19 protein-coding genes are annotated in these 22,469 nt (G+C 73.1%); 10 read left to right on the forward strand and 9 right to left on the reverse strand.

Annotated elements, in window-relative coordinates:
• Nucleotides 1–4: 4 nt before the first annotated feature.
• The 3 genes from ACFOYX_RS32850 to ACFOYX_RS32860 form a co-directional block, all read right to left on the reverse strand.
• Nucleotides 5–943: a MerR family transcriptional regulator gene (locus ACFOYX_RS32850; RefSeq protein ID WP_322438664.1), complete on the reverse strand. Its 939-nt coding sequence runs from the start codon at nucleotides 941–943 to the stop codon at nucleotides 5–7.
• Nucleotides 944–1,032: 89 nt separating this feature from the next.
• Nucleotides 1,033–2,640 (reverse strand): FAD-dependent monooxygenase, encoded by a 1,608-nt coding sequence (locus ACFOYX_RS32855; protein WP_322438665.1) that lies wholly within the window; start codon nucleotides 2,638–2,640, stop codon nucleotides 1,033–1,035.
• Nucleotides 2,641–2,719: 79 nt separating this feature from the next.
• Nucleotides 2,720–4,060, reverse strand: a complete 1,341-nt coding sequence (locus ACFOYX_RS32860; protein WP_322438666.1) for a nicotinate phosphoribosyltransferase — start codon at nucleotides 4,058–4,060, stop codon at nucleotides 2,720–2,722.
• Nucleotides 4,061–4,323: 263 nt separating this feature from the next.
• On the opposite strand from ACFOYX_RS32860, the gene dinB reads away from it, so the two are divergent.
• The 3 genes from dinB (at nucleotide 4,324) to ACFOYX_RS32875 (ending at nucleotide 7,680) form a co-directional block, all read left to right on the forward strand.
• Nucleotides 4,324–5,511, forward strand: a complete 1,188-nt coding sequence (gene dinB / locus ACFOYX_RS32865; protein WP_109803375.1) for a DNA polymerase IV — start codon at nucleotides 4,324–4,326, stop codon at nucleotides 5,509–5,511.
• 37 nt (nucleotides 5,512–5,548) lie between these two features.
• Nucleotides 5,549–5,938, forward strand: coding sequence for a glyoxalase/bleomycin resistance/extradiol dioxygenase family protein (locus ACFOYX_RS32870; RefSeq protein ID WP_236648149.1), 390 nt, complete (start codon nucleotides 5,549–5,551; stop codon nucleotides 5,936–5,938).
• A 167-nt stretch (nucleotides 5,939–6,105) separates the two neighbouring features.
• Complete coding sequence (locus ACFOYX_RS32875) at nucleotides 6,106–7,680, forward strand: FMN-binding glutamate synthase family protein (RefSeq protein WP_322438667.1); 1,575 nt, start codon at nucleotides 6,106–6,108, stop codon at nucleotides 7,678–7,680.
• A 4-nt stretch (nucleotides 7,681–7,684) separates the two neighbouring features.
• Here ACFOYX_RS32875 and ACFOYX_RS32880 read toward each other — a convergent pair whose 3' ends face one another.
• From ACFOYX_RS32880 to ACFOYX_RS32890, 3 genes are all read right to left on the reverse strand, one after another.
• Nucleotides 7,685–8,398: an RraA family protein gene (locus tag ACFOYX_RS32880; protein ID WP_322438668.1), complete on the reverse strand. Its 714-nt coding sequence runs from the start codon at nucleotides 8,396–8,398 to the stop codon at nucleotides 7,685–7,687.
• Nucleotides 8,399–8,443: 45 nt separating this feature from the next.
• The gene (locus ACFOYX_RS32885) at nucleotides 8,444–9,760 is read right to left on the reverse strand and encodes an FUSC family protein (RefSeq protein ID WP_322438669.1); all 1,317 of its coding nucleotides are present in this window, start codon (nucleotides 9,758–9,760) and stop codon (nucleotides 8,444–8,446) included.
• Nucleotides 9,761–9,844: 84 nt separating this feature from the next.
• On the reverse strand, nucleotides 9,845–10,597 hold the full coding sequence (locus ACFOYX_RS32890) for a dienelactone hydrolase family protein (RefSeq protein ID WP_322438670.1): 753 nt from the start codon (nucleotides 10,595–10,597) through the stop codon (nucleotides 9,845–9,847).
• Between the two features lie 219 nt (nucleotides 10,598–10,816).
• Here ACFOYX_RS32890 and ACFOYX_RS32895 point away from each other — a divergent pair, with 219 nt between their 5' ends.
• The 3 genes from ACFOYX_RS32895 to ACFOYX_RS32905 are packed head-to-tail and all read left to right on the forward strand — an operon-like array spanning nucleotide 10,817 to nucleotide 12,269.
• Entirely contained in the window at nucleotides 10,817–11,263 is a 447-nt protein-coding gene (locus ACFOYX_RS32895) for an SRPBCC family protein (RefSeq protein ID WP_322438671.1), read from the forward strand.
• Between the two features lie 59 nt (nucleotides 11,264–11,322).
• Nucleotides 11,323–11,847, forward strand: coding sequence for a GNAT family N-acetyltransferase (locus ACFOYX_RS32900; protein WP_109803374.1), 525 nt, complete (start codon nucleotides 11,323–11,325; stop codon nucleotides 11,845–11,847).
• 50 nt (nucleotides 11,848–11,897) lie between these two features.
• The gene (locus tag ACFOYX_RS32905; RefSeq protein ID WP_322438672.1) at nucleotides 11,898–12,269 is read left to right on the forward strand and encodes a hypothetical protein; all 372 of its coding nucleotides are present in this window, start codon (nucleotides 11,898–11,900) and stop codon (nucleotides 12,267–12,269) included.
• 127 nt (nucleotides 12,270–12,396) lie between these two features.
• On the opposite strand, the gene ACFOYX_RS32910 is transcribed toward ACFOYX_RS32905, so the two are convergent.
• Entirely contained in the window at nucleotides 12,397–16,659 is a 4,263-nt protein-coding gene (locus tag ACFOYX_RS32910) for a carboxypeptidase regulatory-like domain-containing protein (protein WP_322438674.1), read from the reverse strand.
• A gap of 644 nt (nucleotides 16,660–17,303) precedes the next feature.
• Here ACFOYX_RS32910 and ACFOYX_RS32915 point away from each other — a divergent pair.
• Nucleotides 17,304–17,699: a winged helix-turn-helix domain-containing protein gene (locus tag ACFOYX_RS32915; protein WP_322438675.1), complete on the forward strand. Its 396-nt coding sequence runs from the start codon at nucleotides 17,304–17,306 to the stop codon at nucleotides 17,697–17,699.
• Nucleotides 17,700–17,810: 111 nt separating this feature from the next.
• A complete protein-coding gene (locus tag ACFOYX_RS32920; protein WP_322438676.1) occupies nucleotides 17,811–18,554 on the forward strand; it encodes a L,D-transpeptidase family protein in 744 nt (247 codons plus the stop codon).
• A 31-nt stretch (nucleotides 18,555–18,585) separates the two neighbouring features.
• Here the strand turns inward: ACFOYX_RS32920 and ACFOYX_RS32925 are convergent, their stop codons facing one another.
• Nucleotides 18,586–19,767, reverse strand: coding sequence for a CoA transferase (locus ACFOYX_RS32925; RefSeq protein WP_322438677.1), 1,182 nt, complete (start codon nucleotides 19,765–19,767; stop codon nucleotides 18,586–18,588).
• Nucleotides 19,768–19,931: 164 nt separating this feature from the next.
• On the opposite strand from ACFOYX_RS32925, the gene ACFOYX_RS32930 reads away from it, so the two are divergent.
• Both ACFOYX_RS32930 and ACFOYX_RS32935 read left to right on the forward strand, forming a co-directional pair.
• Nucleotides 19,932–20,333 carry a DUF2267 domain-containing protein gene (locus tag ACFOYX_RS32930; RefSeq protein ID WP_238453854.1) on the forward strand — a complete coding sequence of 134 codons (402 nt, stop codon included), beginning with the start codon at nucleotides 19,932–19,934 and terminating at the stop codon, nucleotides 20,331–20,333.
• 17 nt (nucleotides 20,334–20,350) lie between these two features.
• Nucleotides 20,351–21,115, forward strand: coding sequence for a DUF427 domain-containing protein (locus ACFOYX_RS32935; RefSeq protein ID WP_322438678.1), 765 nt, complete (start codon nucleotides 20,351–20,353; stop codon nucleotides 21,113–21,115).
• An 82-nt stretch (nucleotides 21,116–21,197) separates the two neighbouring features.
• Here the strand turns inward: ACFOYX_RS32935 and ACFOYX_RS32940 are convergent, their stop codons facing one another.
• On the reverse strand, nucleotides 21,198–22,445 hold the full coding sequence (locus tag ACFOYX_RS32940) for an MFS transporter (protein ID WP_322438679.1): 1,248 nt from the start codon (nucleotides 22,443–22,445) through the stop codon (nucleotides 21,198–21,200).
• Nucleotides 22,446–22,469 lie beyond the last annotated feature (24 nt).

Raw genomic sequence — 22,469 nt, forward strand, 5'->3', positions numbered from 1 at the left:
CGGCCTACCGAGGAGTCCGGGCGCGCAGGGCGCGGATGAACCAGTCGAGCGCCGGCGCCAGGCTGTCCGGGGCCGTCCAGCCGTTGATCACCGAGAGCAGCCGGAGGTACCGCTCCCGGCGCGGGTCGTTCGCGGTCTCCAGCAGGCTTGACAACCGGCGCCGCAGGTCGACGTCGTCGGGGCGACCGGAGAGCCGCGCGTACCGCGCCGTGACCGCCGCGACGACCGGATCGGCCTCGGGCGAGGCCGGATCGAGGCCGGCCGCCAGGGCGGGGCCGGCCAGGTCACGGACGAGCGCGGCGGCGTCGCGGCGCACGACCGGATCGTCACTCCGGGCGCGCTCGGCCGCGTGCTGCTCGGCCATCCGGCGCAGGCTCGCGCGGAAGTCCGGGTCCCGGGACAGTTCGGCCAGCTCCACCCACGCCTCGACCTGCTCCGCCCCGGGTTCGTCGGGCAGTTCGGGGGTCATCGAACGCCTGATCCCGACGAATCCCGGGTCGGCCGCCAGGCCGCCGAAGACGGTGTCGAGGAACTCGCCGACGAGACGGCGGCGTTCCTCCTCGGAGAGCTTGACCAACTGATGCATGAGCTCCATCTCCTCGGGGGTCGACCCGCGCCTGGCCACGGCCGTGAGCACCGCGCGCCGCAGCCGCAGCGTGCGGATCTGCACCGCCAGCGCCTCGGCGTGCGCCGCGGCGACCTCGGGAAGCGTCACCTCCCGGTCCACGACCTTCCGGATGGTGGTCAGGTCCAGTCCCAGGTCGCGCAGGGTCCGCACGAGCTCCAGGCGGGCGAGGTCCTCGATGCCGTACCGGCGGTGGCCGGCCGGGCTGCGGCCGCTCGGCGGCACGATCCCGCGGTCGGAGTAGAAGCGGATGGCCTTGACCGTCAGCCCGGTCCGTCGGGCCAGCTCACCGATCGAGTAGGCAGTGTCGCCGTTCATTCCTCCACCCTCGCGTCTCCCCCTACGGGAGACGCAACCCCTCCGGTGCTGCCCGGTCCGTTCAGGGGTCTCCGCGCGGCGCCGGCTGCTCAGGAGGGTGGCAGCCAGCGGTCGAGGTAGTCGACCAGCGCGGGCCAGCCGTCGGCGCCGGACCGGAACCCGACGTGGCCGTCCGGTCGGACCAGGTAGAGCGCGGCGGCGGCGGCGTCGAGGCCGAGCCGGCGCAGGGCGTGTCCCTCCGCGTCGTGCAGCGCGCCGGGCTCGTCGTGGGCGCCGAGGCGCTGGACCGTGAGCAGACCGCCACGGCCGCGGGACAGCTGCTCGACCGGTCCGGCGGGCCAGGTCCGACCGGGGCCGCACAGCAGCAGGTGCCAGCCGGGGGCGGCGGTGGCCCGGTGCAGGCTGGTCGGTTGCCGGTCGCCCACCACGGGCGCGTCGGGCAGCCGGTCGCCGGCCCGGGGTCCACGCCGGGGCGGGCGCGGCCCCTCCACCGACAGCGGGCTGCGCCGGTACCGGATGTCGAGCTCGGCGACGGTACGGAACACGAACGCCCGGCCGGCCCGGGCTCGCGCGGCCAGCGGGATGACGGTCGGGGCGATGCGGGTACGGGCGAACCGGACGAGCGGTTTGGTGGAGGTGGCGACGGTGAACGCCCGGTCGGTGAAGCGCAGCACCATCCGCCCGATCGGGGCGCGTTCGGGTTCGTAGGTGTCCAGCAGCCCGGCCCCGGCGCCGCCGGGCAGCGTGTGGGCGAGTTTCCAGCCGAGGTTGATGGCGTCCTGGATGCCGGTGTTCATGCCCTGGGCGCCGGCGGGGCTGTGGATGTGCGCGGCGTCGCCGGCCAGCAGGATCCGCCCGGCCCGGTAGCGCCGGGCCGCGCGGTGGTGCAGCCGGAAGTTGGTCATCCACACCGGGTCGTGCAGCCGCACTGTCCCGCCGGTGTACCCGTCGGCGAGCGCCTGCACCTGCTCGAGGGTCACCGCCGCGTCCGGTGGGGTGGGGTCGGCCGGTGGTCGCATCACCAGCAGCCGCCAGCCGGCCGGCCGGCCGAGCGGGAAGAAGAACAGCATCCCGGCGTCGGAGAGGAACACGTGGGCCGCCCCGGTGGCGAGACCGTCGGCCTCGACGTCGGCCAGCACGAACGTCTGCGGATAGGAGCTGCCCTCGAAGGCGATGTCGGCGGCGCGGCGAACGGCGCTGTGCGCGCCGTCGCAGCCGACCACGTACCGGGCGGCGACCGTCTCCTCCCGGCCGTCGCGGTGGCGCAGCCGGCAGGTCACCTGGTCGGCCGCGCTCCGCAGGTCGACCAGTTCCACGCCGCGCTCGACGCGCACGCCGGAGGTCCGCAGGTGATCGGCGAGGATGCGTTCGGTCTCGGCCTGCGAGAGGAACAGCAGGTGCGGGTAGGCGGTGTCGGGCAGGCCCAGGTCGAACATCGGCACGGTCAGCACCCGGTTCCGGGCGTGCAGGTGCAGCCGCACCGCCGGGTTGCCCTCGGCGACGAGCTGGTCGGTGACGCCGAACCGCGCCAGCACCTCCAGGGTGCGCGGCTGGATGGCCAGGGCGCGTGATTCGTGGACCCGGTCGAGGCTGCGGTCGACCAGGCGGGGCCGAACGCCGTGCGCGGCCAGTTGCGCCGCCAGGGCCAGGCCGGTGGGGCCGGCGCCGACGATCAGCACATCCACCGAGGCGGTCATGGCCTCAACCTACGGCCCGGCCCCGGATGCGGAAAGCTCCGCCGGGGTGCGGCTGACGCCCCGGGGCCGCACCGGGGGGTCAGTACGCACCGCCCCGCCCCGCCTGCGCGGTCACCCGGTCGCGCAGCTCGGCGAGCCCCGGGCTGACCGTGGCGGTGAGCGGCGTCGGGTCGGCCAGCCGCCGCGCCCCCTCGGGCAGCCAGGCGAGGTCCGCGTCGAACCGACGGCGCGCGGCGCGCACCTCACCGGCCGGATCGGCGGGCTCGAGGCGACGTCCGCCGCGCATCACCGGTACGAGCAACGGCTCGCGGCCGGCCGGCGGGGGTTCGTCGCGCAGCCCCACCACGTCGCCGCTGGCCCCGGCGGGGTCCCGGAAGACCTGCTTCGGGCCGGGCAGGGTGGCTTTGCCGGGCGACAGCTTGAGCACCGGCCGGTCGCCGAAGGCGACCAGCTTGTAGGCGCTGTCGAGGGACGGCGCGTCGAAGGAGACGCCCATCCGGGTGCCGATGCCGTACGCGTCGATCGGCGCGCCCTTGGCGACGAGCGCGGCGATCACGTCCTCGTCGAGACTGCCGCTGGCCACGATCTTCGCCTGGGTGAGCCCGGCGCCGTCCAGGATCGCGCGGGTCTGCTCGGCCAGCGCGGCGAGATCGCCCGAGTCGAGCCGGACACCGAGCGGCCCGGTCAGGCCCAGCTCGGTGATGACCTCGACGGCGGCCCGCACACCGGCGGGCGTGTCGTAGGTGTCGACGAGGAACACCGGGTTGGTGGGAAAGTCGGCGGCGAACGCCCGGAACGCGGCCCGCTCGTCGGGGAACGCCTCGACGTACGAGTGGGCCATGGTCCCGGACGGTTGCAGGCCGTAGCGCCAGGCGGCCTCGACGTCGCTGGTGGCCGCGAAACCGGCGATGGCCGACGCCCGCGCCACGCCCGCCCCGGCCTCGATCCCGTGCGTACGGCGGAACGCGAAGTCGACCAGCTCCGCGTCCCCGGCGGCGAGCCGGCAGCGGGCGGCCTTGCTGGCCACCGTGGTGTGGAAGGTGAGCAGGTTCAGCACGCCGGTCTCCACCAGTTGCGCCTCGGCGATCGGCGCGGTCACCTCGAGAAGCGGCTCGTCGGCGAAGACCACCCGTCCCTCCGGCACGGCCCGGACGTCGCCGGTGAACCGCAGCCCGGCGAGCGCCGCCACGGTCGGCTGGTCGAGGCCGACGACGTCGCGCAGGTAGCCCAGCTCGTCGTCGTCGAACGCGAAGCCTTCCAGGAAGGCCAGCGCCTCGGCCAGCCCGGCGGCCACCAGGAAACCGCGCCGGGGCGGCAGGCGGCGGACGAACAGGCTGAACGTGGCGGGTGCCACCATGTCCCGGCGCAGGTAGCTGGCCGCCATCCGCAGCTCGTACAGGTCGGTACGCAACCCGGTCATGCCACCTCCACCCGCCCGGCGCCGTCACCGGCGGACCGGCGACGTCGACCCGATCCCCGCCCGGCCTCGCTCCCACTGTGTGTGATCCGGTGGCGGTGCGTGCGGGAAATGGAACATCGTCGTCGGAGCTCGTGGCACCCCGGTTGCGACCGGGGCCGGCCCGCCGCCCCCGCGTCCGCGACGCCGAGCGTTCCGGACCGCCGACGGTCACTGTTTCGGCAGGTCAGCGGAGCTCGGCGAGACGACCGTGCGAACATGTGTTCGTGTCGGGCGACGCCACCATCCTGCACGCCGACCTGGACGCGTTCTACGCGTCGGTCGAGCAGCGGGACGACCCGCGGCTGCGCGGCCGGCCGGTGATCGTCGGCGGTGGCGTGGTGCTGGCGTGCAGCTACGAGGCGAAGGCGCGCGGGGTACGCAGCGCGATGGGTGGGCGGCAGGCGCGGCGGCTCTGCCCGGACGCGGTCGTCGTGCCGCCGCGGATGGCGGCCTACACGGCGGCGAGCCGGGCCGTCTTCGAGATCTTCCGCGGCACCACTCCCCTGGTCGAGGGGCTCTCCATCGACGAGGCGTTCCTCGACGTCGGCGGCCTGCGCCGCCTCGCCGGCCCACCGCTCGACATCGCCGTACGCCTGCGCCGGGAGGTCGGGGAACGGGTCGGCCTGCCGATCACCGTCGGGGTGGCCCGGACGAAGTTCCTGGCGAAGGTCGCCAGCGGGGTGGCGAAGCCGGACGGCCTGCTGGTCGTCGCGCCGGACCGGGAGTTGGAGTTCCTGCACCCGCTGCCGGTGGAGCGGCTCTGGGGCGTCGGCCCGGTCACCGCGGCGAAGTTGCGCGAGCGGCGCATTCGCACGGTGGGGCAGGTGGCCCGGTTGGGCGAGGCGACGCTGGTGTCGCTGCTCGGCGCGGGCGCCGGCCGGCACCTGCACGCCCTGGCGCACAACCGCGACCCGCGCCCGGTGCAGGTCGGCCGGCGGCGCTCCTCGATGGGCGCCCAGCACGCGCTCGGCCGGGAGCCGCACTCCCCCGCGGACCTGGACGCCGTCCTGGCCGGGCTGGTCGACCGGGTGACCCGACGGATGCGCGCCGCCGGGCGGACCGGCCGCACGGTGATGCTGCGACTGCGGTTCGCCGACTACACCCGGGCGACCCGTTCGCACACGCTGGTGAAGCCGACGGCGCAGACCGGGCCGCTGCTGGCGGCGGCGCGGGCGCTGCTGCGGGCGGCGCTGCCGGAGGTCGAGGCCCGGGGCATCACGCTGATCGGGGTGTCCGTCGGCAACCTCGACGACCGGCACGAGCAGCCGCCGCTGCCGTTCGACCGCGACCCGGGCGCCGAACTGGACGCCGCGGTCGACGCGGTCCGGGACCGGTTCGGCTCGTCGGCGCTGACCCGGGCGGTGCTGCTCGGCCGCGACCCCGGCCTGGAGATGCCCCGCCTGCCGGACTGACATCACTGAGCGGTCGTCGTATCGTCCACGAGTGTCGATGTTCCGCACGCCGCAGGTCATCCTGTTCAGCGAGGACGTCACCCGGGCGGCCGCCTTCTACGCGAGGCTCGGGTTCACCGAGACCTTCCGGGTGCCCGCCGAGGGCGAGCCGATCCACGTCGATCTGACACTTGACGGGTACCGGATCGGCATCGCGTCCGTCGACTCCACCCGCGACGACCACGGCCTGGCCCCCGTCCCGTCGGGTCAGCGCGCGGCGGTCGTCCTGTGGACCGACGACACCACCGCCGCGTACGAGAAGGTCACGGCCGACGGCGCACCCGCCCTCGCGGCGCCGCACACCTGGCTCGACCGGCTGCTGATCGCCTGGATCGCCGACCCGGACGGCAATCCGATCCAGCTCGTCCAGCACCTCCCGGCCCGATAACCGGTCGTCGCGGCCGAGGCCGCTGGCGCACAATCGGCGATCATGAGTACGCGGCTGCGGGCGATCGCCCGCGAGCACGCCTGGCGGAACAAGGCGCCCAAGCGGCTGGTGGCGGCGCACGACACCCGGTAGTTTCGCGCCCGCGCCGGCCGGGGAGAGAGGCGGGCATGAAGTGGGCCAGTCGCGCCGTACCCGTCGTCTCCGCCGCCGTCGCCGCCCTCGCCGCGCGCGACCTGCTCCAGCGCGACCACGCGCTGCTGCGCAACTTCCCGGTCATCGGGCGGGCCCGCTACCTGCTGGAGGCGATCGGTCCGGAGCTGCGGCAGTACATCGTGGCCGGCAACAACGAGGAGCGGCCGTTCACCCGGGACCAGCGCCGCTGGATCTACGCCTCGGCGAAGAAGGAGAACAACTACTTCGGCTTCGGCACGGACAACGACATCGAGTACACGCCCGGGTATCCGATCATCAAGCACCGGACGTTCGGCCGGGCGGTGCCGCCGTCGACGCCGGCCGCCGGGCACGAGGTGGAGCTGCCCTGCGCCAAGGTGCTCGGCGGGCCGCGGGGCCGGGCGAAGGCGTTCCGGCCCGGTTCGGTGGTCAACATCTCCGGGATGAGCTTCGGCTCGCTGTCCGGCCGCGCCGTGGAGGCGCTGAACAAGGGCGCCGCGCTGGCCGGTTGCCTGCAGAACACCGGCGAGGGCGGGCTGTCGCCGTACCACCGCAACGGCGGTGAGCTGGTGTTCCAGCTCGGCACCGCGTACTTCGGGTGCCGGGACGAGCGGGGGCGGTTCAGCCTGGACCGGCTGAAGGAGCTGATGGCCGGCGCGCCCGTGCGGGCGTTGGAGATCAAGCTCAGCCAGGGGGCGAAACCGAGCCTGGGCGGGCTGCTGCCCGGGGCCAAGGTGTCGGCGGAGATCGCCGCGACCCGGGGCATCCCGCGGGGTCAGGACTGCGTCAGCCCGTCCCGGCACGCCGAGTTCTCCGACTGTGACAGCCTGCTCGACTGGGTGGAACTGCTTGCCGCCGAGACCGGGCTGCCGGTCGGCATCAAGTCCGCCGTCGGCGACCTGGGCTTCTGGGACGAGCTGACGACGCTCATGCGGGACACCGGCCGGGGCGTGGACTTCGTGAACGTGGACGGCGGCGAGGGCGGCACCGGCGCCGCGCCGCTGATCTTCACCGACTCGGTGTCGCTGCCGTTCCAGCAGGGCTTCTCCCGGGTCTACCGAACCTTCGCCGAGAAGGACCTGCACGAGCGGACCGTCTTCGTCGGCGGCGGCAAGCTCGGCCTGCCCGACAACGCGATCGTCGCGTTCACGCTCGGCTGCGACATGGTCAACGTCGGCCGGGAGGCGATGCTGGCGATCGGCTGCATCCAGGCGCAGAAGTGCCACACCGACACCTGCCCGACCGGCGTCGCCACCCAGAACCCCTGGCTGGCCCGGGGCCTCGACCCGACCCTGAAGTCCGGACGCGCCGCCAACTACCTCCGTACGCTGCGCCGGGACCTGGTCAAGGTCGCCGAGGCCTGCGGGGTCGAGCACCCGGGCCTGATCGACACCGACGCGGTGGAGATCCTCGACGGCCGGACCGCCGCCACCCCGCTGCGCGAGGTCTACGGCTACCGGCCGGGGTGGGGTCTGCCGTCGGCGGCCGACCGGGCGGAGATCGTCCGGCTGATGACCGCCGAGGCCCCACAGGGCGGCAGCGCCCCGCCGTCGCCGACCGCGGTCGGCTGACCCGTCACTCCTCGATCGCCCCGCCGACCGCGCGCAGGTGCGCGCGGAAGGTCAGCGCGGGATCCTCGGCCCGCCCGGCGAGGTAGGCCGCGAAGCGCACCTGGTCACGCAGCGGGACGCCGGCGCGGATGCGTTCGGCCTGCCGCCGCTCGGCGTCCCGGATCGACTCGGCGAGGGTGAGCAGGTCACCGGCGCGGCGCCCGGGCACGAAGAGCACGCCGTCGTCGTCGCCCAGGGCGACGTCCTCGGCGTCCACCGTCCACTCCCCGACCGCCGCCGAGATCAACGCCTGGGCCGGACGGGCGTCGAGGCGCTGCGGGCCGGTGGGGATCGCGCCGAGGCTGAACACCGGCAGCCCGACCGCCCGGATGTCGGCGGTGTCCCGGTGCAGACCCCAGACCACCACGCCGGCCAGGCCGGCGGCCTGCGCCTCCAGCACCACCAGGTCGCCGACGCAGCTCTCGTCGACGCGGCCGGCGTTGTCGACGACCAGCACGTCGCCCGGGGCCGCTTGGTCGATCGCCTCGAGGAAGATGTCGACGCTGCCGACGTGCCGGGTGGGGGCGACCCGGCCGGCCAGCCGCGCACCGGGCAGGACGGCCCGTACGGCGGCGGGCGCGCAGCGGACCGGAACCGCCGCCCGCAGGCAGGCGTCGGCCACGTGCGCGGTGGTCAGGGACGCGAACCGGCGGCGCAACTCGTGCGGATCGAGGCTCATGGCCCGACCGTAGTCAGCCGGTCCGGGTCCGGTGGCGGGCCACTTTCACACTCGTGGACTTCGCTGCCCTTGGCGTCGCCCGTGGGTCCGACGGGTCGACCCACGATGCCGCCGCGTGCGGGGCGCCCCCGGGCTCCGGCGCGGCCGGTGCAGGTGGACCCGCACCGGCGGTCGCACCGCCGCCTGGCCCCGGCCGGCCGCCTGCCGCACCATCCGGTTGGCGTCGTCCGGTTCGTACCCGGTCGCCCGGAGCAGTTCGCTGTTCGCGGTACGGAGGTCGGTGATCAGCGCGTCGCCGTAGGACCGCACCCCCTCGGCCCAGGTCCGGCCGGCGAGCTCGGCGCTCTCCCGGACGAGCTGCCGGGCACGCTCCGGGTCCTCACCTCTCCGGCACTCCCGATGCAGCGTCCGAACGGCGTCGCCCAGCCGTGCGGTGGCGGCGGGAAGCTGGGGTGGAATCGGCTCGCCGTACTGCAGGGCGGTGGCGGACCGGCGGGCCACGGACCGGGCGTAGAGGATCAGGCGTTCCAGGTGTTCGGCGGCGCGGGCGTACCGCTGATACTGCGCCCGGCGGTGCCAGCGGACCGGCGCGAGGGTGACCACCTCGTCGGCGCCGCTGAGCGCGTCGTTCAGCCGCGCCACGTCGGCGTCGAGGCCGCGGAGCTGGTCCAGGGCACGGATCGCCGCGTCGGCGTCCCGCGCGGACAGGGCCCGCGCCACCGCGTCCAGTTGGTCGGTCAGGCCGGTGATGATCGGCTCCACCGCCCGGTCCAGCACCCGCAGCGGGTTGATCGGCAGCAGCAGGGCCACCACCAGAATGCCGACCACGCTGCCGACCAGGGCGTCGAAGATCCGGGGCACCTCCAGGCCGGGCTGCATCGGGGCCAGGGTGGCGATCAGAACGGCCGTACCGCCGGCCTGGCCGACCAGGGCGCCGCCCCGGCCGGCGACCAGCAGCGCGGTGGCGATCGCCAGGGCGACGACCAGGCCGGTCTGCCAGGGCCCGGAGCCGAGCAGGAAGCGCAGCAGGTCCCCGACGACGACGCCGAGTCCCACGCCGATGAGCAGCTCGAACGTTCGGCGGGCCCGCTGACCGATGGCGGTGGCGATCGTGCCGACCGCCGCGGCCGGGGCGAAGACGTGCGCGCCGGGGCCCAGCAGGTTCTGGGCGATCAGCGCCGCCAGCGCGGCGGCCAGCCCCGATTGCACGGCGATCACGATGGTGACCTCCAGCTGGCGCAGCCGGATCCGACCGCCCTGCTCGCCCTGCCGCCGGGCCCGGGCCAGCACGCGGCCGCCCCGCTCGACGACCTCATCGAGCGGCGACCGGAGGGTGTCGGCGGCGGGGCGGTCGTCGGCCATGGCGGCGGTTACCCGGCCGGGGGCGGGTGAAGCGTGCCCGGTCGGGTCATCTGTGTCGCTTGGCGGCCCGGCCGGCGGCGCAGGTCAGCGGCGGAACGTGCGGTCGAGCAGGTCGAACAGGGCGGCCCAGTGCCGCTCGGTGGCCTGCTCGTCGTACATGGCGGTGTCGGCCATGGTGAAGCCGTGCGGCGCGCCCGCGTACCGCTCGGAGCGGTAGGTGACCCCGGCGGCGTCGAGCGTCTTCTCGAGGGTGGCGATCTGCTCGGCCGTCATCGACTGGTCCTGGTCGGCGTGGGCGAAGTACACCTCGCCGGTGACCGACCCGACGCCCAGGTGCGGGCTGTCCGGGGCGTCGGTGACGACCCGGCCGGCGTGGAAGCTGGCCAGCGCCGCGATCCGGTCCGGGTACGTCGCGATGACGCGCAGTGCGTTCGTGCCGCCCATGCAGTACCCGGTGATCGCCACCGGCCCCGGCGCGACGTCGTCGCGGGCGGCGAGGAAGTCCAGGTAGGCACCGGCGTCCCGGGTGATCACCTCGGGGGTCAGCGCCCCGATCTGCGGCATCAGCTGCTTGAAGAGCGCAGCCCGCCGCTCGGGGTCGTCGAGGCCGGAGAGGTCGAACAGCGGGGCCCGGCCGGCCCGGTGGAACAGGTTGGGCACCAGCACGAGGTAGCCCTGGGCGGCGATCCGCTCGGCCATCTCGGCCAGCCGGGGCCGCAGCCCGAACGCGTCCATGAAAACCAGCACGGCTGGGAACGGGCCGTCGCCGTCCGGTCGGACGAGGTAGGCGTCGGCGACACCGTCGCTGGTCGGCACGTCCACCGTCGTCGTTTCCACCCGGAGCCTCCTCGTCGCAGCCGTCGGCGTACCGCCGGACACGCTACCCGCCGCGCTGCGGGTCCGTGATGATCAGGCCCGCCTGCCGCTCCCCCGCCGCTCCGCGAGACCACCGCCCGCTTCTCCGCCAGGGCATCGCCAGCGCCGACTGCCGGGAAGGGCCAGACTGTTCCACGAACGACCGCGGTTGGCGGCCGATACGCGCGGATGGGGTTACCGGTGGCAGTGGACGTGGTGTCGGAGGTGGTGATCGACCGTCCGGTCGCCGAGGTGGCCGGGTACGCGGGCGACCCGTCGAACGCCCCCGCCTGGTACGTCAACATCAGGTCGGTGGAGTGGCTGACCCCGCCACCGCCGCGGGTCGGCTCCCGGGTCGCCTTCGTGGCGCAGTTCCTCGGCCGGCGGCTGGCCTACACCTACGAGATCGTCGAGCTGGTTGCCGGCGAGCGGCTCGTCATGCGGACGGCCGAGGGGCCGTTCCCGATGGAGACCACCTACCGGTGGGAGGCGGTCGGGGCGGGTCGAACCCGGATGACCCTGCGCAACCGCGGCGAGCCGAGCGGGTTCGCGGCGGTCGCCGCGCCGATGCTGGCCGCCGCGATGGGCCGGGCGAACCGTAAGGACGTGGCCCGGCTGAAGGCGCTGCTGGAGGGGCGCGGGGCCTGAGCCGCCCGCCGCCGAAAATCGGGCGCGTGCGGCGTCGCGGGGCGCCTATCGTGTCCGCGATGCTGATCAGACGCGAAACCCCCGCCGACGTCGACGCCATCCGCGCCGTGCACAGCGCCGCCTTCGCCAAGGCCGACGCCCCGGAAGCCGTACCCGTCGAGGCGACGCTGGTCGACGCGCTCCGCGCGGACGACGGCTGGCTGCCCGCGCTCTCCCTCGTCGCCACCGATTCGGGCGGCGAGGTCGTCGGTCACGTGGTCTGCACCCGGGGCACGGTGGCCGGCGCGCCGGTCGCGCTCGGGCTGGGACCGCTCGGGGTGCTGCCGGCCTGGCAGCGCCGCGGCGTCGGCTCCGCGCTGATGCACGCGGTGCTGGGCGCCGCCGACGCGCTCGGCGAACCCCTGGTGGTGCTGCTCGGGCACCCGGAGTACTACCCGCGGTTCGGGTTCCGGCCGGCGGTGGAGTTGGGGGTGACGCCGCCGGGTCCGTGGGGGCCGAGGTTCTTCATGGCCCGCCCCCTGGGCGCCTGGCAGCCCACGATCCGGGGCGAGTTCGCGTACGTGAAGCCCTTCGCCGACCTCTAGTTCACGGCATCGGGTTGGGGCATGCTGGGTGGATGGGAGAGGTGCGACCGATGCCCAGCTTCGGTGACCTGTTCACCGACCTGCGCGGCGACGACCGGACGATGCGCGTCAGCTACCACCCGGACCGTGGCGCGGTGGTGGTGTCCCTGTGGAGCGGCACGCTGTGCCGCGGCTCCTTCCGGATGCCGGTCGACGACGTGCGCAAGCTGACGGCACTGCTCACCGAGATCGAGACGTCGGTCGCGGCGGCGGCGCCGACCGGACCATCGCCGTCCGCCCCGGTCGGCAGCGGCCCCGTGGCGGGGACGGCCGTCGCGGGCAGGACCGTGCGGCCCGCGCCGGCCGTCGACCAGACCGGCGACATCTCGGGTACGCACCACCGCACCGCCCTGCCGATCCTGCCCGCGCCCCGGGTGGCGTAGCCACCGACCGCCGGGCCGCAGGACAAGCGCCCCGAGCGCCCACGTGTGTGATCGGTCCGCCAGCCGTTGTACATGGGCCGGGCCCGCGCCGATCGATCGGCGCGGGCCCGGTGATCTCACACCCCGGTCAGCAGGTCTCGGGGCGTAGGGCGAAGTCGGTGGTGACAGTCTTGCCCGCCTTGATCGTCACCGTCTGGGTCTGCGGGATCCAACCGTCCCGGGCCGCGATCACCTGGAACGGGTTGGCACCCTGCGGTGCCCAGATGGCGTACCGGCCATTGGCGTCGGCCTTGAGGGTGAACGTCCATCCCTTCTTGCCGTTGACCTGGACCGTGGCACCGCGCAGCGCAGCGCTCTTGCCCTGGCAGTCGACCCCGGTGACGGTGCCGGCCAGCTTGCCCCAGTCCTTGGGCGGCTGCACCACCATCGTCACGTCGATCGGCGCCACCGCGTACGGGGTGTCGGACTTGACCCCGAGCTGGGCGGTGTAGGTGCCGGGCTGGGCCACGCCCTCGGCCGCGGCGTCGAGCGTGACGGTCACCGTGACGCTCTGCCCGGGTTGCAGCGTCGCCGTGGTCGGGGACGCGGACAGCCACGGAACGTCGGTGACGGTGGCGCACTGGTCGAAGCCGGGCAGCAGTTCGCTCTCCGGCGTCGGGGTGAACCCGCCGGTCGATCCACCGACCTTCACGAACCCGCAGGCCGCCCCGGCCCGGTAGCGGGCGAAGTTGGCGTTGGGCAGCGCCGACCAGGAGTTGGCCGCCGGATCGTACGCCCAGCCCTGGTTGGTGACGATGGTGGAGTTGTTGATGACGCCGGTGGACAGCAGCAGCAGGCCGTTGGCGGTGTCGGCGGCCACGCCCCAGAAGTCGACCGGCAGGTCGGCCAGCTGAGTCCAGGTGTTGCTGCCCGGGTTGTAGCCGTAGGTGCTCTTCAGGGTCGTCGGCCCGTTGCCGCCGGCGCAGTAGACCGTGCCGTTGATGCCGCCGCAGCCCTGCCAGGCCACCGCGACCGGGTACGGCGCGACGTTGGTGAAGGTGTCGGCTCCCGGGTTGTACCGGACGACGGCGTTGGACTTGGCGCAGGTGCCGTCCACGCACCCGCCGACCAGGTAGATCTGGCCGTCGACGACGGCGATGCCGGGGGCTGCCCTCGGTGCCGGGTTGGCTGTGGCCCGGGTCTGCCAGGCGTTGGTGGTGGGGTCGTAGACGTGGACCTTGGCCGACGGGTTGCCGGCGGCGTCCCAGCCGCCGAACACGTACAGCTTGCCGTCGACGAACGCCGCCGCCGGCTTCTCGAGTGCCGCGGGCAGGTCGGCGATCCGCGTCCAGGTGTTCGTCGCCGGGTCGTACACGTAGCTGTTGGCGAGGTTGGCGGTGGCGGAGGCGCCGCCCACCGAGTACACCTTGCCGTCGTACGCGGCGACGGCGTTGTCCATGACGGAGATCGGGTAGTTGGCGGTGTTGACCCACGGCGGTGCGTACGGTGACGGCTCGACCGGATCTCCGGCCTTGCTGTCGCCCCGCCAGGCGATCGACGTGCCGCTGCCCTTGACCAGGTTGTTCTGCAGTGGCGCGCCGCGCGGTCCGAGGATCTCGAAGCCGCCGCGCCGTTCGGACAGTTCCACGCTGGCCGGTGCGTTGCCGGTGTTGCTGATCGTCGTCTGCACCGTCTTTTGCTGCCCGAGCGTCTCGGTGCCGGTCAGCGATGGTGGGGTGATGGTCAGCCGGCCGGCCTTGAGCGCGTAGTCGGCCCGGGTGGCCCGGTCGGCCGCGACGTTCACGGTGGCGGTGGCGGACCCGTAGTTGCCGCTCGCCGCCGTGAACGGGTGGTCCCCGGTCAGGGAGGAGAACAGCCAGTAGAAGCCGTCGCCGAGGTTGCCGTCGTCGGGGGTCGGCCCGGCGGTGGCCTTCTCGGCGGGCTTGTCCACGCTGGTCACCGTCGCGCCGTTGAGGCCGGTCGAGGTGTTGCCGTCGAGCACCTGGCCGAGGACGAGGCCGCCCGGCACCGGGTCGCAGGCCCGGTTGACGACGGAGACGTTGTCGACCTCCCACCACCAGGCGAAGCTGCCGCGGTAGTGGAAGCGGATCCGCACGTCGGCCTTCCCGGCGGCCTGCGGGACCTGCAGTTCCTCGAGCACCGGTCCGCGCCGGCTGGCGGTGGTCCAGTTCGCCACGGTCACCCAGGTGGTGCCGCCGTCGACGCTCACGTCGACGTTGGCGAAGCCGTTGAGTGCCCGGTAGTCGCTGTTGAACCTCAGCACCGGCGACGGCACGGCGGTCAGGTCCAGCGCCGGGGTGACCAGGTCGGTGTCGATCGTGGTGCCGGAGCCGGCCGCGTCGCTGTCGGCGATGGCGTACTTGCCGGTGCCGCCGGTGAGGTTGCCCCGGTTGCGCGGGTCGGTGAACACCCACCCGCCGCTGGCGGTGCGGTTGGTCACGGTCCAGCCCGGCGGAATGGTACCGGAGTCGAACTGCTCGGTGAGCTGCGGATCGCCGTAGTTGAACCGGTACCCGGCGGCGGTGCAGGTGTTCTCGACGGCGAGGCCGAAGTCCTTTGTCTGGTCGCCGTCGCCGACGGTGACTTGCGCGGCGCCCTGTTGGTATGCCGGGTACATCGCCTTGACGGTGAGGCCGTACTCGCCGCTGGGCAGGTCGACGGTGTACGCGCCGGTGGCGGGGTCGGTGAAGACCGGGCCGCCCGGCTTGCCGGCGACATCGATGCGCGCGTACAGCGGCCAGCCGTGCCCGGAGCCGTCCTTGACCATGCCGGAGACCTTGCGCGTCGGAACGGCGTCGAGGGTGAAGTTCGCCGTCACGGTGCCGCCGTCGGTGACGGTGACCGTCTGGGTCTTCGGCGCGTAGCCGAACGCCGACGCGGTCAGCTCGTGCTGCCCGGCCGGCAGGGTCAGGCGGTAGCTGCCCTGGTCGTCGGTGACGGTGCCGCTGCCGCCGACGCGGATGGCGGCGCCGGCGATCGGCGCGCCACCGGACTTGGTGACCTTGCCGGTCACCTCACCTCGCGGCCCGGCGACGCAGTTCGGGAACTTCATCGCGCCGACCCGGGTCTGCCACGTGGCGGAGCTGGTGGTGGTCAGGTACTCGGAGGTGAACCAGAAGGTGCAGCCGTCGGTCGGGTCCACCGACATCGAACTGTAGTCGCCCCAGCGGGCCGCCGAGTGGGTCTGCGCGCCGGTGCCCGCGATCAGCGTCCGTTCGCTCTGCCCCAGTTGGCCCAGCGGGTCGCCGGAGAGCCGGCCGGCCATCCGGATCGACGGGTACGACGTGGTGCCCGACGCCGAGTAGCCGAACGCGATGTTGCCGGTGACGTCGATCGCCCCGCTGGCCATCCAGCGGTGTTCGGCGTCGGGGGCGTAGGTGCCCTGCTGGTTGATCCGCCAGTTGGTGGGCGAGGTGCTCTGCAGTTCGTACCAGCGCACGCCGGCGTGGTCGGTGCCGTCGGTGTCCACGGTGTGGTTGAGCACGATCGAGGCGTGGTCGCCGAAGTTGCGGTACGCGGCCCGGTACATCAGCCGGTCGGCGATGGAGTCCAGCCGCGCCGAGGTGCCCTGCTGTGGGATGCAGGTGCGGGCGTAGTTGCACATGTTCGAGTCGAACGGTGCGGTCTCCAGGTAGCGGCTGGGGGCGAGGTTGTTGCCGAAGGTGGAGTTCGCCGGGTTGGCCCAGTCGACCGCGAAGTCCCACATCAACAGCCGGTCGGTGGGCGAGATGCCCCACGCGTCGTCGTCGAACATGACGAACGGGTTCGGTGCGCCGGCCGGTGGGGCGAGCCCTTCGGAGTCGGCGGGCAGCAGGCCGCCGAAGTCCGGGCCGAGGTGGAAGTAGACCATCCGGGCCGGTTGCCCGGCGAGCATCTTCTCCCGCTCGAACGCCACCGCGCCGGCGCCGACGAAGGACGGCGCGAACTCGTTGGTCGTCATGTAGTAGGCGTCCGGCCAGATCCCGTACTTGGGGTAGTCGTTCATCCGGGTCTGGTGGTAGAGGAAGTCGTACCGGTAGTAGGCGCCGGTCGGGTCCGGGGTCTGGGAGATGGCCATGCACTGGTGGTTGCCGGCCGATCCGCCGGGCAGGGCGAACTGGGTGATCATCCACCGGTCGGCGGTCTCGTCGTAGAGCACGACGGGGTCGCCGTCGTTCCTGGTCTCGCACGGTCCGCCGAAGCCTGCGAACAGCGCGTTGCCGGGCAGGGGCCCGAGCAGCAGATTGCCGGTCTTGCTGTAGACGGCGTAGTGCAGGTTCACCATCTGCACGTAGTGGTTGGGGCCCACGTCGCCGTTGGTGTCCGGCGGCAGCACCCCGTCGACGTTGCCGACGCCTTCGAAGTTGGCGGTGAACTCGGGTATTTGGCTGGCGGTGACGCCCTGTTGCACGGCGTCGCTTCCGGCCTTGGCTGCCCGGTCCGCCGCTTGGCGATCCAGCGAGCGAGCCGGTTGCGCCGCAGTTTTGGAGTCCTGGGCACGATTGTTTTTGGGTGAGATGTCGCGCAGTTTTCGAGATAGGTCATGCTTGACCGCTTGGCGCACCTCCGCTTTCGCGGCCGCGGGTGCGGGGGATTCGGTGTCGACGGGTTCGGCAACCGCCGGAAGGGGACTGAGGAGCAGGACCAGGGCAGCCAACGCGGCCACCGGGCCCGCCCTCAGCATTCCTTTTCGCGTTTCGCGCATCGGACGATGACCTCCTCGCTGGCGGCGGGCAAGGGTGCCTCGGCCCGCCGAGGGTGCAGGACGCGGAAATCGCTGGTAGGCGGCGTCCTGCGATCATCGTCGATGTGCTGTGATCTTCCTTCAAGGTCAAAAGGCGGGCAGGAATGGGGCAATATCGGTTCAAGATTGGGCCGCAGGTTTGAACGATCAACGGTTCATATTGACGGCGCCTCCTGCAAGTTGCTTTCCTTCAGGGCATGAGCAGTCCTGCGGGGGATTTTGACGAACAGCCGGTCATACTCTGCGTGACCGCCAGCCGCAACAAGCGGGCGCAGGTGGCTCGCCTGATGAGCGGCCGCGGAGTCGTGTTGATGTTTCCCGATCTGAAGGCAGTCCGCGCCGTGCTCTTCGACGGCACGGCGACATCCGCCACCGCCGGCCCGGCGAAAGGTGCGGTCGCGTTGGGCAGACTGACAGTCGACCAACACCTGCAACAGGTCAGCTGGGCCGGTGAGGTACTCCCACTGACCCGCCTGGAGCGGGAGGTCCTCGTCGCGCTGGCCAGCCCGCCACTGCGGGTCTGGACCTACCGGCAGCTCTACGAGCGGATCTGGCGCGCGGACTACCTGAACGACGCCTCGGCCGTCCGGGCCACCGTCAAACGACTGCGCGCGAAGCTACGCGACGTCAGCGCCACCATCGCCGTGGACTCGGTGCGCGGAGTGGGTTTTTCCCTGGTGGGCACCACGTCGCACAGCCGACAGTAAGCGCGCCCCCGCCGCGACCGTCACGATATCGGTATCAAGGGTCGCCAAAGGGCAGCGGCCCCTCGCCTGCCCGAACTACCGTGAAGTGCAGGAGTTCGGAAGGGAGGGACGATGGTTCCCGTCTCGCCACACACCATCCACCAACGCCGCCCCGGCGCACGCACTGCGCTCGGGTTGGCCGCCCTCACGGCCGCCACCAGCCTGCTCGTTCCCGCCACGCCGGCGGCGGCAGGCAGCGCCGCAGCGGCCAGCACGTCGTTCGCCGCCCAGACGCTCGCCACGACGGCTCAGCCCGTCCTGCGGCAGGGTTCGCGCGGCACGGCGGTGGTCAACCTTCAGCGGCGGCTCGCGGCGCTGCACTACGACGTGGGCTCCGCCGACGGGATCTTCGGACCCTCGACGCATCACGCGGTCGTCGCCTTCCAGAAGGTGAACAGCCTGACCCGGGACGGGATCGTCGGGCCGCGCACGTGGGCAGCCCTCGGCCACCCGGTGGTTCCGAAGCCGAAGTACACGCACTCCGGGTACTCGCTGGAGGCGAACCTGACCAGGCAGGTGCTGTACCTGGCGCGCGGCGGGTCGGTGGTACGCATCCTGGACGCCTCGAGCGGGAAGTCCAGCACCCCGACGCCCACCGGCAACTACACCATCCAACGCCGCATCGACGGCTGGCGGCAGAGCGACCTCGGCCTGCTGTGGCGGCCGAACTACTTCTACCGCGGCTATGCGGTGCACGGCGCCACGTCCGTCCCGAACTACCCGGCCAGTCACGGCTGCGTCCGGGTGCCGATCCCGGCCATGAACCGGCTGTGGTCGGTCATCGGGGTCGGCGTACCGGTGCACGTCTACCGCTGACCGCGCCGACCCGGCCGGTTGGGTTGGGCGCTCAGCCGTTCTCGGTGCCTGCGGCGTCTGGCCCGCCGGCGGCCAGCCAGGCCAGCACCTCGGCGGTGTGCTCACCGAGCCGGGGCGGTGGCCGGTGGTAGGCCGGGGGCGCACCCGACAGCGTGATCGGGTTGGCGACCTGGCGCGCCGGTTGCGCCCGTTCCGGCCCGTCGATGTCCACGACCGGCGCCAGCCCCAGTTCCGTGGCGAGGCTCAAGGCTCCGGCGAGGTCGTTGACCGGTCCGCACGGCACGCCGCGGCGGCTGAGCGCCGCGGCCAGGTCGTCGGCGGACCGCAGCGCCGTCCGCTCGGACAACGTGGCGATGAGCGCTTCGCGGTGGCGTACCCGGTCGGCGTTGCGGGCGTAGCGCGGGTCCGCGGCGACGGCGGGGATGCCCAGCGTCCGGCACAGGGCGCCGAACTGCGCGTCGGTGCCGACCGCCACCGCGAGCGGCCGATCGGCGGTGGGCAGCAGCTCGTACGGCACGATGCTGGGGTGCGCGTTGCCCAGGATGCCCGGGACCACGCCGGCTGAGACGTACCCGGATGCCTGGTTGACCAGCGCGGACAGCAGCGACGACAGCAGGTTGACCTCGACGTGCTGGCCGGCGCCGGTGGCTTCGCGGTGGCGCAGGGCGGCCAGGATGCCGACGGTGGCGTGCAGCCCGGTGATCACGTCGACCAGGGCGACCCCGGCCTTGACCGGCTCGCCCGGTCGGGCTCCGGTCACACTCATCAGGCCGCCGACGGCCTGGACGAGCAGGTCGTACCCGGGTCGGTCGGCGCCCGCGCCGGAGCCGAAACCGGTGATCGAGCAGTAGACGGCACGCGGGTTGGCGACGGCGATGTCGGCGTAACCCAGGCCGTGGCGTTCCATCGTGCCGGGGCGGAAGTTCTGCACGATCACGTCCGCCCGGTGCGCCAGGTGACGAGCGGCGGTCAGGTCGCCCGGATCGGTCAGGTCGAGCGTCACCGACCGCTTGTTGCGGTTGACGGACAGGTAGTAGGTAGCGGTGCCGTCAGGGTCGTAGGGCGGACCCCAGGCACGCGTCTCGTCCCCCGCGCCGGGCCGTTCCACCTTCACCACGTCGGCCCCGAGGTCGGCCAGCAGCATGGTGGCGTACGGCCCGGCGAGAACCCGGCTGAAGTCGGCGACGAGCACCCCGTCGAGAGACCCGGTCATGCGGCCCACTCCTTCACGACGACGTGGTGCGTCACCGGCAACGCCCCGCCTGTCGTCGTCGCTCACCCTAGTGAGCAGGTCGACGCCGGCCGCCAGCCCTTCCTCGTTTGACCGGCCGGTGCGCGGGAAGACGCCGCTGACCATCCGAGAGAGAGGCCCTGAAGGTGGACGACAACGAGTTCATCGGCTTGGTGGCGAAACGCTCAGGGACGTCACCGGAGCAGGCGACCGCCCTCACCCGGGCCACGCTGACGACCCTGGCGGAACGGATCGACGGCGGCGAGGCGCGTGACCTCGCCGGCCAGCTTCCGGAGGGACTGCGGGCGTACGCCTTCGCCTCCGGCGAGACCGCCGAGCGGTTCGGCCTCGACGTCTTCCTCCAACGGGTCAGCGGGCGCGCCGACGTCGACGTGACGCAGGCGAAGGACGGGGTCACCACGGTGTTCGACGTCCTCCGCGAGGCCCTCGCACCCGAGGGGTACGACGACGTCGTGTCCCAGCTCCCGGCGGAGTTCGCTGAGGTGGCCGACCCGACCGCGCCGTTCGTGCAGCGCACCCGCGGTTAGCGCGGTCGGAGGGCGAGATGCCGGGCTATCCGAAGGCGATCGCGGAGGTCGACCGCGTCGAGCCGGTGCCCCGCCGGATCCGCGCGTTCGTCGCCGGCGAGCAGGTGCTGGACACCACCGGCGCGCGGTACGTGTGGGAGTGGCCGTTCTACCCCCAGTACTACATCCCGGTCGCCGACGTGGCCCGTGCTCTCCTGGTCGACGAACAGCGCACGGAGCAGTCCCGGCGCGGCACCGCCCGGCTGCACGGGCTGCGGGTCGGCGACACCTCCCGTCCGTCGTGCGGGCGATGGTACGGAGACGACGCGCTGCCCGGGTTGCGGGACACGATCCGGTTCGACTGGGCCGCGATGGACGGCTGGTTCGAGGAGGACGAAGAGGTCTTCGTGCACCCCCGCAACCCGTACGCCCGGGCGGACGCGCTGCGCTCCACCCGCACCGTACGGGTGGAGCTCGACGGGACCGTCCTGGCCGAGTCGACGTCGCCCGTGCTGCTCTTCGAGACCGGGCTGCCGACCCGATACTACCTCAACCGCACGAGCGTGGACTTCCGGCACCTCGTGCCGTCGGCGACGACGACCTCCTGCCCGTACAAGGGGCGGACCGGCCGCTACTGGTCGGTCCGCGCCGACGGCACGGTCCACCCGGACCTGGCCTGGTCGTACGACTTCCCCACCGGCGCGCTCCTGCCGATCGCCGGCCTGGTCGCCTTCTACAACGAGAAGGTCGACCTGATCGTCGACGGGGAGCGGCTGGCCCGACCGAAGACGCACTTCTCCTGACGCCCACGACGGCCGGTGTGCCTGTTTGGTCCACAGAGGGGCCGGCGGACCACTTCGGACCGGGGCGGCGAGTTGCGCTGTGTCAGGTGTGACTCCGGGCCAGTTCCCGCTCGTGCTGCGGCACATGGTCGTGTCGGGGCAGCAGGAGCGGGGTCGTCAGGATGAGGAGACCGGCGATCGCGATCGCGGTCCGGGGGCTGGTGAGACCGGCCAGCAGGCCCCACAGGGCGGTCATGGCCGCGATGGTGGCCTTGCTGGTGACCGACCACGCCGACAGGGTGCGGGCGACCCGGTCCGGCGCGGTCTGGTCGAGCCGGTAGGTGGCGAACACCGGGTTGAACACGCCCATGCAGGTGATCAGCCCGAGCTCGACGGCAATGACGAGCACGAGACCGGCAACGCCCGGGCGGATGAAGGCCAACCCGAGCGACCAGCAGGCGCGCAGCGCCCCGGCGGTGAGCATGACCCTGCGCCGCCCGAACCGCGCGACCAGTCGGTGGGCCAGTCGGGCGCCGACCAGACCGCCGAGGCAGGGCACCGCGAAGGCCAGGCCGTACTGCCAGGGGGCGAACCCGAGGTGGCCGAGCATGAGGACGGCGAGCAGTGGCGAGGTCGCCATGATCAGGCCGCTGACCAGGATCGTGTTGAAGAACAGCGGGCGCAGCACCGGGTGGGTGAGGATGTGCCGCCACCCGTCGAGCAGGTCGCCGGCGCGCAGCCGCGGCGGTGCCTCGGTTCGCACGGTGCGCGGTTCCCGGCCGCCGATCGCCCGGATCCCCACCGCGGAGAGCAGGTAGCTGACCGCGTCGGCCACCACCGTCATCACCGGGCCGAACAGCCCGATCGCGGCCCCGCCGAGCGGCGGTCCGAGCACGGTCGCGGTCCAGTTGGTGGCCTCGAACCGCCCGTTCGCGACGAGCAGATCCCGCGGCGGTACGAGCGCCTTCAGGTAGGCGCCGCCGGCCGCCGTGAAGGTGATGTCGGCCGCGGCGACGACGACCGACACGACCAGGAGCTGGACGAAGCTGAGCCAGCCGAGCGCGAACGCGACGGGGACGCTCATCAGTGCCGCGAACCGGGTCAGGTCCATCGCGACCATCACCGGTCGCTTGCGCCGGAACTCCATCCACGGGCCCAGCGGCACCGCCACCGCCGCCCCCACCGCGAGCCCCGCGGCCGCCAGCACCGCCACCTCGGTGGGCCCGGAGTGCAGCACCAGGATCGCGATCAGGGGGAACGCGCCGAACGCGAGCCGGGTGCCGAACGCGCTGACCGCGTACGAGGCCCACAACCACCCGAACTGCCGCCCCAGCGACCGCCCAGCCCTCATCCCCAGCGCCCCCCTCACCTCGTC

Origin of the sequence: Micromonospora sp. GCM10011541 (genome assembly GCF_042650725.1) — a bacterium.
In the GTDB taxonomy this organism is placed as follows: Bacteria; Actinomycetota; Actinomycetes; order Mycobacteriales; family Micromonosporaceae; genus Micromonospora; species Micromonospora sicca.